Raw genomic sequence first — 16,643 nt, forward strand, 5'->3', positions numbered from 1 at the left:
GATTGGACCGTAAACGCCTGCTTGCTCCTGCAAACCAGAGTGGCTGTGGTACCAGTACGTACCGTTCTGATGCACCTTGAATTTGTACTCGTACATGCCATCGGGCGCGATGCCATGGAAACTCAAACCCGGTACACCGTCCATGTTGGCGGGCAGAATGATCCCGTGCCAATGGATGGAGGTGTCCTGGTCTAGGCGATTTTTCACACGCAGTGTGACCGTCTCGCCTTCGCGCCAGCGCAGTAAAGGTCCGGGCAACGAACCATTGATGGTCATGGCTGTGCGCGGCGAGCCAGTTATGTTTACAGGGGTTTCACCAATAAACAGATCAAACTCGTTACCTGTAAGTACGCTCGGAAAGCCAGGGCTGGTCACTGCCCATACAGGCGTGCGCCACAGACCAAGACCGCCGAGAATGCCACCAGCGGCCAGGCCTTTGACGAATGTCCGCCTAGAGGTTTTGGAATGCATGCCATTTATGTCCAGTCAGTCAAAAGGGAAACCGTGCGAAACACACTGTGCGTTTTGCTTACAGGTTGGGGGGATTCTCTCAGGAGTTCGTCTCGAATCCTTATGAGCCTTGCCCGCCGCCGCAAATGACGAAACTCATACGGCAGGCGAGCTGAGAAATTGCCACATTTTAACCATCACGGTGATTACATTTCTGTCAGCTTGGGATTGCATCAAGCCGCTCAATATTTGGCCTGGTCGGCCGCCTTGGCGTTGCTCTTCACTACCGGCGTTTGAGTGCCTTGTTTCTGCGCAACCTGGTGCGCGTCCATGGAGCTCTTCCTGGCCGCTTCTATGCGTGCGAATGTCCGGTCACCACCACCTTCGGCCATCGCCAGAGAAGAGACGGCCAGAGCGGCTATGACAAACAGGGTTTTCATGGATTTCATGGGGGTATCCTCGAATAAGTTTTGGTCACCCCGTTGAATTCACATTAAAGGTGATTCTTGGGGCCGAGCTCAAGGCTCGATATAACTTTAGGACTCATCCCCTGTCAGGAACCTTAGGTGAATATTACAGTTGTGTCAGGTTGACACTTTCTTCTTGAACAGCAGGTGGTTTAATCCCTAAGGTCTCGCTCATCCACGCAACATTGCAGCGCATTTAACCGCTTAAAAATTTATATATTACGATTTTGTAAGCTTCCAGTCATTTTCAAGGAGAATCGACGGTTTTGGAACAGCGGAACAGGATCTGAAATTCGCCGACGCGGACGCATTGCTTTTAACCTTGAGTGTTCGATATGCGTATTGCGTTGGGACTGGTAATTCCACTTTCACACAGGTGATCAGGCGTGAGTATTAATTTTGAAAAAGTCGTTGGCTCTGCGGAAAGAGCGTTAATTTATCGCAGCCAAAGAGCTGAGGTACTGAGCAATAATATCGCTAACGCCGATACACCCAACTTCAAGGCCCGCGACTTGGATTTTCCTGCCTTGCTTGCAGAGCAGTCAAAACGGGTGGCGGATACTCAGTTTTCGTTACAAACAACAAACCTAAAACATATTGCTGGGAACGGATCAACAGGCGAAATTGATGGGAGTGCTTTGCTTTACAGAACTCCAAATCAACCGTCCCTTGACCAAAATACCGTGGACCAGCAAGTCGAACTTGCGAAGTATACGGAAAATGAAATTCATTTCGAGGCAGCGTTCACTCGACTCAATGGTTCATTTAAAGGCCTGATTAAGGCTTTTCGTGGGGAGTAGTTGCCAAAAAAATCAATAATCGCATTATAGAACAGGCTGGTTGACTCAGCCCTGATTGCCCTAATGAAGGTCTGAAATACCCACCGTTTTTTGATGTCCTCTGCGCACGAGGTTCAAAAAATTCTGACTCGGTCGAAAAGCAGACCTTTACTGTTTTTAATTCATAGTTTTTCCTCTAATCAGAACGTGACGGGGTAAACCTGGTAGGGAATATTAGCCACGGGCACAGCCTTCAGCTCGATTTTCAGATGTGGCCTCGTCAGCGGATCCCATCAGGGCCAGCAGGTTTTTCCGGCCTGCACAACAGGCCGGATATAAGACTGCTCCTACCTATACGCCAGCATGGTATTGAGCTCCGGGAGGCGTCCATATAAGAGTTTCCCTAAGCGTAATATCAGTGTCAGCCGATGTCGCCCCATCATCCCTACAACATTGTGCTCATTGAACCAACGAGGCTGGCTGGATAGGTGCTGAAGCTATTACTCCAGGAAAGCGCCAAGAAGACGTGGATCAGCTCATCTCGGCCCTGGGCTCATATCTGAAATGAGCCCAGGGAGAGCCGTGTATGGGAGCGTTAACGCTGGAGCGGATCAGCACCCTCAGGCGCTGATTTTGGAAGGGAAATCCAACGTTTCCACAGCTGCGCGGACTCGCTCAGGGTTTTCGCTACTTTCAACGTTGTCCTTGCCGGCAGCCGACCCACCAAAACCTTTGCCTCATTATCCAACGCCTGAATAGCTTTGGTGATTTTGCTAATGGTAGTCATACCGAGATAAGTCAAAATTTAGGACATTTGCGTTGCAAGCTATTTATCTATAAAGGTTTCCGCGTAAATCACTTTAGGTTTCACTGAAGGATGGGCGCAAACCTCGACCTGTCCTTGAACGCCCGGCTCCACAGTGGAGTTTATGCGAACTCATCGTAGTTACTCGAACATCCGAATCACGATTTCTTAGGTATTCCACTGGGGATCAGTTCGTAAGTGGGATCAGCGCGGACATTTTCTGCGCCGAGAAGCCGGGTTCCCATTCTGTTCTCATCTTCACTTTTGCTTGCTCGAATGCACGGATATCGGGTGAGGGCATGAATGGGGAAGCATGAGTAAACGCGGCAACCCGAGGCTTAACAGGAAACCCAGTACTGTGAAGCTCGCGCTCAAGACGAAAGAGGCGCTAGGGAGAAGGACAGCGCTGTAGAGGATTCCTCCCGCTGCCGATCCTAAGGTTGTCCCAAGACTGGACGCAGCCGTTTGCTTGCCGAGTTCCCAGCCCTGTGCGCTTCCAGCCTTGGCCGAGATCCAGTACGTGAGGATCGGCGACAGGATGCCGGCGCTGGCCGCAACCGCACCGATCACGACCAGCATTAACTTAAAATCAGACGCCCATGGCACGAGAAACAATCCGGCAGTGAGCACGGAGAGCGCGGGGGCGATGAGCCAGCGGGTCGTGTCCGGCTTAAACCAGGGTGAGAATGCGATTGCCTGCATCACAAACATGACCAAGCTGCACTCGGCGAACATCAGCGCAATTTGATATGGACTCAAACCGAGTTCCTGTTTACCACGCAGTGCGAGCCCGACCTCGAAGACCCCGACGCCGACCGAAACGATGAAAGTGAGGATGAGGAGTTTTGGCACTAGCCATGTTTTTTGATCGGCCGAGGCCTTCGATATCTTCGTTGACCGACCAAGGACTTCGATACTTGACAGAGAAAACACAACTCCACCAGCCACTAAAAAGGCGAGTAACCCCGTCGCCGCGAGCGGAACCGCGACTGATCCTGGCGGCAAGGCGAGGTTGAAGGTATCTGCGGCAAATCGCGTTACGAACACGCTCAGCATCGGCCCGAGCAGGAAGCCGCTAATTCCCGTCACGCTGACAAGCGCAAGCCGACGGGCTCGCCCCTGTTCAGTCGTCCTGACGTTTCCTATCACCGCCGCAGCTACAGGCGTCACGGCTGCGGCGAACATGCCGCTCAGAAAACGCTCGGCGTATACAGCGACGAGACTCTCAACAAACGAGAATACCAACATGGTTACACCAAAGCCGAGGAGTCCAATAAGCAGTACACCACGCGGGCCGCGTTGATCGGAAAGTCGACCCCACAGGGGGGCGAATAGAAAAAGTGAAAGAGTATAGACAGCCGTCAGTAATCCCGTGTGCCGGGAAACCTGCGCAGCATCACCTCCCGCGCCCAGGAGTCGCTCAATCAGGTAGGGCAAAAGTGGAAGCACGATGCCAAAGCCAATCGACACAGTGAACACGCTAAGCATAAGCGTGGCCATAGTCGCGACGGGCAAACCTGCTGAGCGCACGCTGGTGACCCTCATGTAGCCACAGGCCATCGAGTCATGCCTGCGGTCTGACTGCTGGGCATCATAGGGACGAGTTAGCCGCAGCAACCGCCCTTGGATTGATGACTGGACGGGGCCTTAGCCATATCCACGCCATAGCCCGCGCCTTTCACGGCCGATTTCAGTTGATCGGGTGAGGTCAGTTGCTCGTCATAGCGCACCGCAGCCTCGCCGGTCGAAAGCGACACTACTACGTCATGGACTCCGGGAATTGCTTTCAGCGCTTTCGCCACATTGCTGCTGCAGCCGTCACACGTCATACCCGTTACGTTCAACGTTTGATTTTGCATGGTGATACTCCTTTTCATGATAGGGAATACAAACATCGCAGTAATACGCTTTTAGTCTCCTGCATGGACCTTCACACTCTCATGCAGATCAATACTTGCCGGATTGCTTGACTCAAGGATCGCTTTGGATCTCGCCATCTCGTCCGAGGAGCCATGGGCTACAACAAGAAATCCATCAGCTTTGACGGCTTGCTCGTACTGTATGACGCTGTCCTTCGGAATGCCAATGCTGAAAAGCGCAGCGCCAAGCGCGCTCAACCCACCGACCAGAATTGCACCCTCGACAGCGGCAACGACGATCCCTGCCAAGTGACCAAGCACCATGACAGGCCCGATCACAGGAATGGTCAGAAATATTCCGCCGAAGAACAGGCTCCAAAGGCTGCCCCAAAATGCGCCCTTCTTACCCCAAAATTTAATTCGGTCGCCGACGTTGTAGAAACCCACAACCTTTTCCTCGGAATGAAAACCTTGTCCGACGATACTGAAATGCGTCATGTCGAAACCACTGGCAGCAAGTTTGCGGACAGCGTCCTCTGCATCCTGATGATGAACGAATACAGCGACTACAGCGTCATGTTGATCCAGTTGGAGTGTCATGCTCTGTTCCTCGGTTGAGCGTGCTTGAGTTTTTTGGTTGGCACCAGCGATAGAGGGCTCCTCAGAGAACCATTGGTTTATCCGGTAATTCATTCGGCTCACCGCCGGCAACGGGAAAGTGTTTGATCAGATGTTGTGTAACCGCCTGAATACCGCTGACTACACCGCCTTTGTAGTTGGCATCTTTAAATGCGGCTTCCATCTGGCGACAAATGCTTTGCCATTCTTGAGGGCCTGCCTTCGCGTGTATCCCGCGATCGGCCACAATCTCCACGTCCCGGTCAGCGAGCAAAAGATAAATCAGCACACCGTTATTGTGAGCGGTGTCCCATATACGTAACTGCGAAAACACATCGATAGCGCGCTCTCGCGCGGACTGGCCTTTGAAAAGCGGCGTGCTATCCAGTGCACCCTCCACGACGAAACGGATTTCTCCGGCGTGTGCAGCCTCACTTGCTTTGATGGCTTGCTCGATCGCTATCAACGTTTCAGGAGGAAAAGCCCGTTTGACCTGCCAATGGGTCATAACAAGATGGTTCAAAATGCGTTTGATATTCATCGTTACCACCTTCCCGATGCGCCGCCGCCGCCAAACCCGCCTCCGCCTCCGCCGAAGCCACCACCCCCTTGCCCGAATCCTCCACGATGCCCCCCCATGCCGTATCCACCCATACCGCCACCGACCAACGTAAACAAGAGCGCCATCACGCCCGCGCCCAACGCGATGAACAATGCGCCGGCCACCAACCATGCGATAACGGCCACAACACCTCCAGTGACCAGCGCGCCTGGAAATCTACCCAAAACGGGGCGCAGAACACTGCCGATCACGAGCGCAAGAATAAAAATGAGCGGACCAAACTGGCGAATGTCTGTAACACCGCCGATAGTTTGTGCGTTGGGTGCCGGCAACGGCTCTCCATCAATTACCCGGATCATCTGATCGAGCCCGGCAGCAATGCCACCGTAGAAGTCTCCTTGCTTGAAGCTCGGTGTGATGATCTCGCTGATGATGCGTTTGCTGGTGGCGTCATTGAGCACGCCTTCAAGCCCGTAGCCTACTTCGATGCGAAGCGCACGGTCGGTCTTCGCGATGACCAGGATTGCACCGTTATCCACCTTTTTCCGACCTAACTTCCATTGGTCAGCAACTCGTAAAGCATATTGTTCGATCGCTTCCGGCTGGGTGCTGGGGACAATGAGAACTGCGAGTTGAGTGCCTTTTTTGGCTTCAAATGTCCGTAAAGTTTGCTCAAGGCTGGCTGTTTGATCTGCGGTGAGCGTTGCGGTCTGATCAGTGACCCGGCCAGTCAGTGGGGGGACCGCAACTTGAGCCCCCACGAGGAAGGACCAGCAAAGTATTAAGACAAACAACGCCGCCGTGCTTGTCGTGCGTACTGCGGTCACTTGGCTACTCCCTGACTCCCGGTTGGGGAAAGAGCAGGTGCTGAGCCAAAATCTACTGCGGGAGGCTTAGCGATCTCTTTTTCGTTTGCTACCGTGAAATTAGGCTTCTCTTTGTATCCGAATACCATAGCCGTCAAATTGGAGGGGAACGAGCGGACCGTGACGTTATATTCCTGCACTGACTTAATGTAACGGTTGCGTGCCACTGCGATGCGGTTTTCGGTGCCTTCCAGTTGCGCCTGCAAATCGCGAAAACCGGCGTCTGCCTTCAGTTGCGGGTAGTTTTCGCTCACTGCCAGCAATCGGGACAACGCTCCAGAAAGCTCACCTTGTGCGGCCTGAAACTTAGCAAAGGCCGCCGGATCGTTAAGCACCTCTGGCGTCACTTGTATGGAAGTCGCCTGTGCCCGAGCCTGCGTCACTTGGATTAGTACTTCTTTTTCATGCGCAGCATAGCCTTTGACGGTATTGACCAGATTGGGTACCAAATCTGCCCGACGCTGGTATTGGTTTACTACCTCAGACCAACTCGCTTTGATTTGCTCGTCGTTGCTCTGGAATGTGTTGTAACCGCAGCCACTTAGGTTTAAAGCAACCACCGTTGTCAGGAGGATCAATAATTTGCGCATTTTATTTTTCCAAAAACAGGTTTTCAAACCGGACAACATTGTGACTGTTGCGCCTTTCGGCAATATCCTTGCCATGTTTTGGTTGCGATGACTTAGTGTTACTTATAAAAATTCTTCGCCACGGTGCGGTAATGCCGCTCATCACATTGCTGCCGATGAGATCAGGTTGGATCCATCACCGTTTGTATTTATTTGTGCGTCAATTGCAGTGACGCTATTGTGTGTTCGACGATTTCACACCCATTCCATTTAGGTTAGACATGTCATCCTGCGCAGCGTTCATGTGTTCGGCCATCAACGTATCACGCTCTTCAGATATTTTTTCCCGCTGAAGTCTGGACAGTATTGGTCATACTGGTTGAGTCAGATGCAAGCTGACAGGGCTACAGTCAGAGTAGATATAAATCTGAGGGAAAATTTCAGTTTCATGAGTTTTCCCTCTTCTCTTATGGATAGTGGATACATTTACAGTACGAGGATGAGGGAAAAGATAGATTGATCTAGGTCAAAGTAACCAGAATGAACCTCATCCGCTCGTCGCTTGTGATTTGCACCCTGCAAAGCTGTGGCTCAAGGGAAAATATGAGTCAAGAGAGCAGAGGTCTGATTTTCAGTAGCTTTACAGATTTTTGCGCCTGAAACAGGAATGACATCAAATATCGGCGGCTACTTCACACTGCCCTGGCTCTTGATAGTTCATACCGAAACGCAGGGTGTTATAGAACTGGCTCGGGTAGCGCTGTATTTGTTTTGAGGGCAGGGAGTCGCCACTTCAGCATGAGCTACATCACCTGCCTGGCAATCCACTGACCTCGCCAGCCACACTGCGGCAGCAAGGCTTGCTATAGGTCGCGACAGTGTCGGTTCCTCCTTGCCGCATGATCGGGCCCGTGGGACACATCGGCCGGCTTATAACGAGACGCCCGGGGAAGTCTGCGCGCCGGCCGTAGGTGTAATTTGTGGCCGTACACGCTTGATACCGGCGAGCTTGGTCCGTTTGAGTAGCAAAGCGTTGATTGCCACGACGGCCGAACTACCCGACATCGATAATGCTGCAATTTCTGGCGACAAAGTAAACGGGTAGAAGACGCCGGCTGCCAGAGGGAAGGCGATCAAATTGTAACCAACAGCCCACCATAGGTTCTGATGCATCTTGTGCAGGGTCGCACGTGACAGTTCTATAGCACCGACGACATCGTACGGGTCGCTTTTCATCAAAATGACCTGCGCGCTTTCCATAGCCACGTCGGTGCCGGCACCGATCGCGAAACCTACATCGGCCTGGGTCAGGGCCGGCGCGTCATTGATGCCGTCGCCTACCATGCCAACTTTGTGTCCCTGTTCTTGAAGCTCCTTAAGCTTGGATGCTTTCTGTCCTGGGAGCACGTCGGCCAGCACCATGTCAATACCAAGCTCCTTGCCGATGCGATCGGCCGTGGCTTGATTATCGCCGGTAATCATCGCCACCTTTATACCGCGCTCCTGCAACTTGGCGATCGTCACCATGGAGGTCGGCCGTACGGCATCGGCGATGGCGATTAGACCGATCAGCTTCCCTGCGCGAGCGACATACACGACGGTTCGGCCCCCACCCTGGAGTCGGATGGCTTCAGTGGCCAGCGCCTGCAATGGGATGTCTTCGGATTCCATCAGCTTGAAGTTACCGAGCAGTACCCTCTCACCGTCGATCATCGCGTGAGCACCCTGACCATCGATGTTGGTAAATCCCGTCGCGACCTCGGCCTGCGAGGTCCCCAATCTTTTGAGCACCGCCAACGCCAAGGGATGCTCCGAGAACTTCTCTACCCCCGCAGCGGTAGCCAGCAACTGAGCTTCGGTGACGTCCTGGGCGGTGACCATCTCTACCACGTCAGGCTGCCCTAGTGTGAGAGTGCCCGTCTTGTCGAAAACGATGACGGTTAGCTTGGTAGCGTTCTCAAGTGCGGCGGCGTTTTTGAACAAGATACCGTTCATAGCGCCGAGCCCTGTACCGACCATTATGGCCATCGGGGTGGCGAGGCCCAGAGCGTCGGGGCAGGCAATAACGAACACCGTGATCGTTAGCGTCAAAGCGAACAGCAGTGGCTGGTCCAGGACCCAGAACCACACGCCGAAAGTGAGCAAACCAATGGCAATGGCTGCCAGAACCAGCCACTGCGAGGCTTGATCAGCGAGAAGCTGCCCGGGCGCCTTGGAGTTTTGGGCTTCCTGGACGAGTTTGACAATCTGGGCCAACGCCGTGTCGGCGCCAACCTTGGTGGCCTTGTAGCGAAAGCTACCGCTCTTATTGATCGTGGCGCCAATGACTGCATCACCAGGAGCCTTCTTCACGGGCATCGATTCTCCGGTCAGCATAGACTCATCGACCTCAGAGCTACCTTCGATGATTTCACCGTCAACCGGAATCTTATCGCCCGGCTTGATGATGACCGTCTCGCCCGTCAGCACCTCCGAGGTGGCCACCTCGGTCTCGACGCCAGCGCGTAGCACCGTGGTCATCGGCGGGGCCAGATCCATAAGGGCCCGGATCGCATCCGAGGCACCCGCGCGTGCGCGCATCTCAAGCCAGTGGCCCAGTAGAATGAAGACCAGCAGCACGGCTGCCGCTTCATAGAACACCTCACCTTCGTAGAGGAAGGTGGCCCCCACACTGAACACATACCCGGTGCCGACCGAGAGTAAAATCAGGGTCGCCATGTTGACCACCCGGTTCCGCGCAGCACGCCAGGCTGCGATGAAGAAAGGCCAACCCGGATAGGCGATTGCGCCAGTGGCTGCGATGAACAGAAAAACCTTCCGATTGAGGTCGAATGGAGTTGCGAAATCGCCGAACATCTTGCCCATCGGCGAGTATAAGAAGACAGGAATTGCGAACAACAGGGCAACGAAGAAGCGATTACGCATATCGTTGGCCATGTCCTGCATCGACATGCCGGGCGCATGACCCATATCGTGCGTCATGTCGCTCATCGGTAGCGTGGACTTGACGTTGTGGTCCGCATGGGGATCACTCCCCGGTTCCATTTCCTTTGGCTCATGTCCCTTGCTACCGCCATGTGCCATGTGGCCTTTATGCGCTTCTGCGGTCTTGTGATCTGTAGGCTCGCAGAGGTGAGCGGGAACGAGTTCACCTCGGCAATGGTAGCCGCAGTCAATGATGCGTTGGCGGATCTCTTGATGCGACGTTTTCGCTTCGTCAAAGTGCACGGTGGCACTGCCGGCCACATAGTTCACGTCGACATGATGGACACCCGATAACATTGCGATCTGTCGATGGACGCCAGCCGCGCTCAGTGTGGAGACTAACGCCCCTACTTCGAAGGTGCTTGTTTTCATGTTCGCTCCTGAAGGGCAGACATCAGCGCGCCAGTTTCTGAGCGTCGACGCAATTGGGCGTGAATTCGAATACGATGTCTCGATCCGGCTCGACGAGCTTGTTCTTCTTGCCCGCGTAATGTAGTCGCGAGAGGACGTCGCGTATAAGATTCAGGCGCGCTAGCCGCTTATTGTCAGCCCGTACGATGCGCCACGGTGAGATAACGGTATGCGTTCGCATCAGCATTTCGTCGCGCGCGGCGGAGTAGGCCTTCCAACGTTTAATGGCGACAGCATCGATCGGACTCGTCTTCCATTGCTTGAGCGGATTACGTTGCCGCTCGTCTAGTCGGCGCCGCTGCTCGTCCTTGCTGATATCGAGGTAATACTTCAGCAGCTTGATACCTGAGTTGACGAGCACTTCCTCGAACTTCGGCACCGATTGCATGAACTCCTCATGCTCCTCCTTAGAGCAAAAGCCCATCACATGCTCGACGCCAGCACGGTTGTACCAACTTCGATTGAACAGAACCAGCTCCCCAGCCACGGGGAGGTGGACGACGAAACGCTGGAAGTACCATCCACTGCGCTCGCGGTCAGAGGGTTTGTCGAGTGCCACGACGCGCGTTTCGCGCGGGCTTAGGTGCTCCACGACGCGCTTGATGCTGCCGTCCTTACCGGCGGCGTCTCGTCCCTCCAGCAGTACGAGAATCCTATCGCCGCAGCCGATAAAGTGCCTCTGCAGCTTGACCAGCTCAATCTGCAAAACACGCAGCTGAGCTGCATAGTCATTATGTGAGATCAATGCCTCGGTTTGCCCCCTGCTGACGATAAGCTCAGCCGGCGTAATACCTGTGCCGCCTGCAACCGACAGAGCGACTGCATCTCTTCCCCTGACATTTTTTTTCTTTTTGCTCATAGAAGAACTCCATGGTCCAGCTCGGTCGTTCGGACCTTCAGGGCAGAACTGATTTTGGTGACCACCGATTCGATCTTGGTCGGTGTCACGGACGCAGATTTTTTAGGCGCTTACGCGCTGTCTGCACACGCACCCGATACGGGTACCTCCCTGACATTAAGCTCGTTCTGCTGAGGTACAAGACCCGAGCAATCGACAGATGGAATGGGATTGCTTGCGTCGTTGAACCTGCTAACGCGATCCAAGTGTTGATCCATAGCCGCCGGAATAAACGGAGTTAAAGGAGTGCCAGCGAGCCTTCCGGCAACATCGCTTCAGGTGGCTGATAGCCGCTTGCGCAGCGCCGGCAGAAAGCGTGGCGTCCTCGCCGCATAATCTTCGAACTCCGCGCCGAACTGCTTACGCATCTCCGCCTCTTCTGTGATAGCCAGCCGCGCATACATCACTAGCAAAATAGGAAACATGAGCAAGGTCAGCAACGTCGGCCACTGGAACAGAAAGCCCAGCAGAATAAGTACGAACGCAACGTACTGCGGATGGCGGATGTGCGCATACGGGCCTGACACGGCGAGACCTTTGCGCTGCTGCGCGTGGTATAGGACATTCCACGCGCTAGACAGTAAATAGAAGCCGAAGCCAAGGAAGACATAGCTGGCGATGTGCAGCACACCGAAGTGCGGATCGCCCTTCTCTCCGAGTAACGTCGACCACAGATGGCCGGTGTTGTGGGACAGTAGGTCGAGGCTCGGAAACTTCGTCTGAAGCCAGCCCGCCATCAGGTAGATGGTCAGCGGGAAGCCGTACATCTCGACGAACAGAGCGACTATGAAGGCTGCGAACGCCCCGAAAGTGCGCCAGTCGCGTGCGGTCTGAGGCTTGAAGAAACTGAACGCGAACATGATGAAGATGGCCGAATTGAGGATGACGAGCGTCCACAGTCCGTAAGCCGGGGTGTCGTGCATGACTAATCTCCAGTCTTTGGCGGCTGCGATGGTCCAGGGGGGGCTTTGGCCGACGGGTCTCCGTGATGGTGACCATGACCGCCGTGCATGAAGAAGTGCATCAGCGGGCACGCCAGCAGCAGTAGAAACGGCAGCGCGCCAAAGAAGTGGGCACGGTGCTCGCTTAACAGAAAATACGTAGCAATGGCGCCAAAAACGATCAACCCGATCAAGTAGCGCGAGTTCCAAAAGCTTGGTGGCTCAGAGCTTTGCTGGAGGCGGTCGTGCTTCACTAGATTCTCCTTGGGAGCCTACAGAGTTCGGAAAAAATCGTACGCTAAGGTTTTCCGAACTTCCGTAGGCCGAGCAGTCGCGCGGCGACGATGAGGTATGCACCCTGCGATGTGGAATTGCGGAAAGCCAACTCGGCAATAAGCTGCTGATCATCGCCGTACCACCTGCGTGCGTCGGTGTGGGGAACAGCCGCGGCAGCAGCCGGACGAAATCCAGGTTCATTCCCAGGACGGCAGAGACCGGCGCCGCGAGCCGTGAGGGTGAGGTGCATGAGACTGCGGCGGTGATGACGGAACCAGTACATGAGCATTCCATAGACCTGTTAAGCCATGTCGATGTTCAGTTTAGACCTCTAAGCAGCACCAGAACTGACCTAAGTCAAACCAGCGGTTGTTTGCTGCTCACTCGAGCACTTGTAGCTAATGCCATTGGGTCCGGCCCCGACTTTATGGCTGGCCACCACTGTGCGGCTGGCAGTATCGATCACAGAGAAGGTGCCGGCCTCGATATTGCTTACAAACACATAAGCGCCGTCGCTGCTGATGGCCATCGCGCGCCAAGAGCGATAAGGGGAGATCGCAGAAAACGGAAATTTCCGTACACTAAGCGACAACCGACCGGTTTCAAGCCTTTTGTGACACGGGCTATGTCCGGTTGGAGTACACCTCAATCAGGCGTCAGGACGATTACTCGCCCCCGTCAGAGTAGGGTCTATTCCTGCATTTTCTGACGCTATGGCGTCCACCTCTACGACCACCTGACAGACAGAGCGCTTAGCGTACGAAAATTTCCGTTTTCTCTATTCGCTCCATAAAGCACTTCGCTTGTCGTGTTCGGGTTGAGTATAGGGTGTAGCCCAAAGCATCATTGCGGCTCAGAAAAAGGAAAGCGCGCAATTTGACCAGTTTTTGGCAAAGCACGGACATCCGGCAGACAAGATGAGAAAGTAACCGGTTGCTCTACCTCGACCGCCACCAATCGCTACAACGCTGACTTGGTCGACCCAGATGTTTCGGGGGTTGTGTAGACGGGCGCAAAGCCACCGCCGGAGGTGCGAAAGTTGGTGGTTTGGCCCTGATACATGCGGGCGCTCACCCATTGCACCTTGGCGTCATAAGCGTACACGCGGAGGTCGAACTTCATGGGTATGGGCAAGTTGACCTCCCCGGTTGATCTATCGCTTGGTTTGACAATCGCCTGCGCCACATAGTCGCCCGCCAGGATATCCTGCCAGACTCCTCGGGTGAGCTTGTCGCCCCGGTAAGCAGCTCGGCTGCCAAATCCTGCAGCTGGTTTGAAGAAAAGACTGCGGCGCGCCGTCCATAGACGCTGCTGATCGCTGGCCATAACCACTTCTGTGTGGGGAACGTGCTCCAACAACACTTCTTGGATGGCTTGTGGCACACCGAGAGACTCTAACTGCGCCGCGTCGCTGAAGAGGGCTAGCCGGCGTTTGTCGGCATAAAGGGCATGGGATTGAGGATGCGGCGTCAACACAACGCCTTGATGGAGATATGCCTCGCACAAAGCCGCACTGGTGGGTTGCACCAGGTAGAAGTCTGTCAGCCGGTTGTACACCAGATCAATGACCAGTTCGTCGTGCCATAAGGCGCTTTCACGCCAGTCCAGAGTGGCCGGATCGGCAATGACTGCACGTATGCCGTGTCGTTCGAATAATTGTTGGAAGAGCAGAAACTCAGGGTACAAATATTGATCCTGAGGTGATGAGTCGACGATGGCAATGGTTTTTAGCGGCCCACTACGTCCGGCAAGCAGCCACTCGTGACGGAACATCTCCACCATGGATTTTTCGAAGAATTCAATCTGGGCCAGCGTGGGTGCCATCGCCCCCAATTCAGCACAGCAAGCCCGGTGTGCCCGGGCCATCACGGCATTGAGCATCGCGCCACCAGCGTTGGTGTTGATCTCGATGAGTCCGAGGGGGCCGTCGTTGAGGTGGAAGTCATAGCCAAAGAAAACGCCAAGCGGACCCGTCAAGGTCAGCTGCGCGACGGTTGGCGCCCCCGCCAGGACAAGCTCGCGGTATGCGGGCATGACCACCACAGACTCAACAGCCCTTACGACTTCCGCCATGCGCTGTATCTGCTGCGCCGCCACGAATACAGGCCGGGAGGCAAACAGGTAGGGGCAGCGCTGTCGAACCCAGCTCCGAGTCCAGCGCATGAGCCAATGCATTCTGGTCAAGGCTGAGACAGAAGCACTCCTGGTTCAATAACTCAACAGCGCCGCTTGATGCGCAAAGGTCTTGCGGCGGCAAGCTGGTATTCATAACCATGTACCGACCCAGGTAAGGCTGCGTTGAACGTGAAAATTCGATCCCGTGCGTTGATACAGACCCCATAGTAATCGCGCAGCCCGAAAAATTAAAATCCCCGGTGCGGCCCGCTGATGGCCTTGTCGCTGAATACGACAAAGTCCGATACAGTCAAGCGAACTGAAACGGACGGAAATCCAATGCATAACACCGTTGCCCTACTGATTGACTACTGGAAGGCAGATCCCCACGGCACGTACAACACCTGGTTTCTCTGGGAGGAACGCCTGAAGAACTTTCGCTCGATCCGGCGGGGTATTGGCCAGGTGGTACGCGATATCGATGCGGGAACTTTCGGAAATGCTTATCGAGGCTCGTCCTTGCAGACGGTCGTGGGGTCGGTTGCTGAGCAACGGCAAATATTCAAAGGCGCTGACCATGCTTTCTTGTGGAAACCCAAACTGCGCATCCCGGATATTTATGAGCATGAGATCAATCAACGCGCTTTTGCGAGGCTGCTGAATGCCTGCGACTGCTGCGACACCGCGGAGGCCGTGATTGAAGCGATCCAAAAGATCGATGCGCTCAAGATCAAGGGCCTGGGACCAGCCGTCGCCAATCTGCTCTATTTTATTCATCCGACTCTGGTTTGTCCCTTCAATACGGCTATCGTCAACGGTTTCAATGCTGTCACGGGAAGCAACGTGAAGTTGGGCCGATGGGACCATTACCTCTCCATGCGCGAGGGACTGATTCGCCTGAACGAACAACACCGCCACAAGCTGTCCAATGATTTGGGTGCTATCGCCGGCTTGATGTTTGATGTCGGCAGCGGCCGTTACGCTGCGCCCCCGCGTCTGGAGGACCCTGGCGTGATTGCCCTGTGGGAGCGCGATCTTCAACGCGTCCGTGAAGAGTCGGCCGCCGCGCAAAAGCAATGGTTGCTGGCTCGGGAGAGTGATGCCACCCATACCCAGATCCAAGGCTGGTTGCGAGACATGGGCATGTCGCTGGGCTTCGATGTCTGGATTGCATCGAATGATCGCGGACGCGAATACGCAGACGGTTTTCTGGGGGACGGCTGCCTGCAGCAATGGCCGGGTGGCAATGGGCAAGGCCTGGATTCGGTTCGACTGATTGACGTCGTCTGGCTCGAACGGGGCAGCGCACAGGTTGCAGCGGCGTTTGAAGTCGAGCACTCCACGTCCATTTACTCGGGGATCGTACGCATGCTAGACCTTGCCCTGGGTACACAGGTCGGCGCCGCCAGCACCTTGTTTCTGGTCGCACCCGACAATCGCCGCGATGAGGTTGCGCAGCAACTCAAGAGACCCGCTTTCTCGCGGGTATCCGAGCTGGGTATCCGGTATCTTCCCTACAGCCAACTTAAAGAGCATAGGGAAACGATTGGGCGATTCGGTTCCAGTATCAAACCGTTGATGGAGATTTCCCAACTGCTCTAACTTTTCCTGGTCGAGGCTTGGCGGACTGCTTCAAAAGCCGGAAATACCAATGTGAAAGGCGTTTCGCCATCCTTTTGGCTGCGCACCCGGACTTGTCCGCCATGCGACAACATGATGGAACGCACAATGGCCAGGCCGAGCCCGGTACCGCCACCGGAGCGCGCACGGCCGGAAAACGCGGTAAAAGCGATCAGAGACCCGCGCCAGATGGGCTGGGGGATTCCCTCACCCACGTTGGTCACACCGCCAAGGTAACGCTTGGGCCTTCTGCAGCGATGGATAAGGTGACCGTTGAATTGGAAGCGGCATGACGGACAGCGTTATACACCAGATTGGTGATTGCACGCTGCACCAGCAAACGGTCTCCCAAGATTTTTGCATCTCCGGTCACTTCCAAAACGATGCCCTTGTTTTCAGCCATCAGAGACAAATAGTCAGTT

Annotated in this window: 18 protein-coding genes; 2 read left to right on the forward strand and 16 right to left on the reverse strand. The window is 54.7% G+C overall.

Annotation, left to right across the window (positions count from 1 at the left end):
- Together VD17_RS31620 and VD17_RS16480 are read right to left on the reverse strand one after the other, a co-directional pair.
- Positions 1-471 (reverse strand): multicopper oxidase domain-containing protein (locus tag VD17_RS31620; RefSeq protein WP_185753163.1); only part of this gene is annotated, 471 nt, incomplete at its 3' end.
- A gap of 221 nt (positions 472-692) precedes the next feature.
- Positions 693-899, reverse strand: coding sequence for a co-regulatory protein PtrA N-terminal domain-containing protein (locus VD17_RS16480; protein ID WP_046054701.1), 207 nt, complete (start codon positions 897-899; stop codon positions 693-695).
- Positions 900-1,303: 404 nt separating this feature from the next.
- Between VD17_RS16480 and flgB the strand changes: the two genes are divergently transcribed.
- On the forward strand, positions 1,304-1,717 hold the full coding sequence (gene flgB, locus VD17_RS16485; RefSeq protein WP_046054702.1) for a flagellar basal body rod protein FlgB: 414 nt from the start codon (positions 1,304-1,306) through the stop codon (positions 1,715-1,717).
- Between the two features lie 1,042 nt (positions 1,718-2,759).
- On the opposite strand, the gene VD17_RS16490 is transcribed toward flgB, so the two are convergent.
- The 12 genes from VD17_RS16490 to VD17_RS16545 all read right to left on the reverse strand — a co-directional run bounded on the left by VD17_RS16490 (position 2,760) and on the right by VD17_RS16545 (position 14,559).
- Positions 2,760-3,989 carry an MFS transporter gene (locus VD17_RS16490; RefSeq protein ID WP_259674563.1) on the reverse strand — a complete coding sequence of 410 codons (1,230 nt, stop codon included), beginning with the start codon at positions 3,987-3,989 and terminating at the stop codon, positions 2,760-2,762.
- Positions 3,990-4,105: 116 nt separating this feature from the next.
- Positions 4,106-4,360, reverse strand: coding sequence for a heavy-metal-associated domain-containing protein (locus VD17_RS16495; protein ID WP_046054703.1), 255 nt, complete (start codon positions 4,358-4,360; stop codon positions 4,106-4,108).
- A gap of 51 nt (positions 4,361-4,411) precedes the next feature.
- Positions 4,412-4,960, reverse strand: a complete 549-nt coding sequence (locus VD17_RS16500) for a general stress protein (protein WP_046054704.1) — start codon at positions 4,958-4,960, stop codon at positions 4,412-4,414.
- A 61-nt stretch (positions 4,961-5,021) separates the two neighbouring features.
- Positions 5,022-5,519 (reverse strand): TPM domain-containing protein, encoded by a 498-nt coding sequence (locus VD17_RS16505; RefSeq protein WP_046054705.1) that lies wholly within the window; start codon positions 5,517-5,519, stop codon positions 5,022-5,024.
- Positions 5,520-5,521: 2 nt separating this feature from the next.
- Positions 5,522-6,367: a TPM domain-containing protein gene (locus VD17_RS16510; RefSeq protein ID WP_046054706.1), complete on the reverse strand. Its 846-nt coding sequence runs from the start codon at positions 6,365-6,367 to the stop codon at positions 5,522-5,524.
- Positions 6,364-6,996 carry a LemA family protein gene (locus tag VD17_RS16515; RefSeq protein ID WP_046054707.1) on the reverse strand — a complete coding sequence of 211 codons (633 nt, stop codon included), beginning with the start codon at positions 6,994-6,996 and terminating at the stop codon, positions 6,364-6,366. The genes VD17_RS16510 and VD17_RS16515 overlap by 4 nt, the downstream gene beginning before the upstream one ends.
- Positions 6,997-7,905: 909 nt before the next feature.
- Positions 7,906-10,332 carry a heavy metal translocating P-type ATPase gene (locus VD17_RS16520; RefSeq protein WP_046054708.1) on the reverse strand — a complete coding sequence of 809 codons (2,427 nt, stop codon included), beginning with the start codon at positions 10,330-10,332 and terminating at the stop codon, positions 7,906-7,908.
- Positions 10,333-10,354: 22 nt separating this feature from the next.
- Positions 10,355-11,230, reverse strand: a complete 876-nt coding sequence (ppk2, locus tag VD17_RS16525) for a polyphosphate kinase 2 (protein ID WP_185753164.1) — start codon at positions 11,228-11,230, stop codon at positions 10,355-10,357.
- 314 nt (positions 11,231-11,544) lie between these two features.
- Positions 11,545-12,192, reverse strand: coding sequence for a methyltransferase family protein (locus VD17_RS16530; protein ID WP_046054709.1), 648 nt, complete (start codon positions 12,190-12,192; stop codon positions 11,545-11,547).
- A gap of 2 nt (positions 12,193-12,194) precedes the next feature.
- Entirely contained in the window at positions 12,195-12,464 is a 270-nt protein-coding gene (locus VD17_RS16535; protein WP_046054710.1) for a DUF2933 domain-containing protein, read from the reverse strand.
- A gap of 374 nt (positions 12,465-12,838) precedes the next feature.
- Positions 12,839-13,015, reverse strand: a complete 177-nt coding sequence (locus VD17_RS31630) for a YncE family protein (RefSeq protein WP_259674564.1) — start codon at positions 13,013-13,015, stop codon at positions 12,839-12,841.
- Positions 13,016-13,446: 431 nt separating this feature from the next.
- Positions 13,447-14,559 (reverse strand): hypothetical protein, encoded by a 1,113-nt coding sequence (locus VD17_RS16545; protein WP_221174435.1) that lies wholly within the window; start codon positions 14,557-14,559, stop codon positions 13,447-13,449.
- Positions 14,560-14,940: 381 nt separating this feature from the next.
- Between VD17_RS16545 and VD17_RS16550 the strand changes: the two genes are divergently transcribed.
- Positions 14,941-16,203, forward strand: a complete 1,263-nt coding sequence (locus VD17_RS16550) for a hypothetical protein (protein WP_046054711.1) — start codon at positions 14,941-14,943, stop codon at positions 16,201-16,203.
- Here the strand turns inward: VD17_RS16550 and VD17_RS32955 are convergent.
- The gene (locus tag VD17_RS32955; RefSeq protein ID WP_028624357.1) at positions 16,200-16,445 is read right to left on the reverse strand and encodes an ATP-binding protein; all 246 of its coding nucleotides are present in this window, start codon (positions 16,443-16,445) and stop codon (positions 16,200-16,202) included. The genes VD17_RS16550 and VD17_RS32955 overlap by 4 nt on opposite strands.
- Positions 16,442-16,624, reverse strand: coding sequence for an ATP-binding protein (locus VD17_RS16560; protein WP_046054712.1), 183 nt, complete (start codon positions 16,622-16,624; stop codon positions 16,442-16,444). The genes VD17_RS32955 and VD17_RS16560 overlap by 4 nt, the downstream gene beginning before the upstream one ends.
- Positions 16,625-16,643: the final 19 nt, after the last annotated feature.

Origin of the sequence: Pseudomonas fluorescens (assembly GCF_000968015.1) — a bacterium.
Classification (GTDB): domain Bacteria; phylum Pseudomonadota; class Gammaproteobacteria; order Pseudomonadales; family Pseudomonadaceae; genus Aquipseudomonas; species Aquipseudomonas fluorescens_W.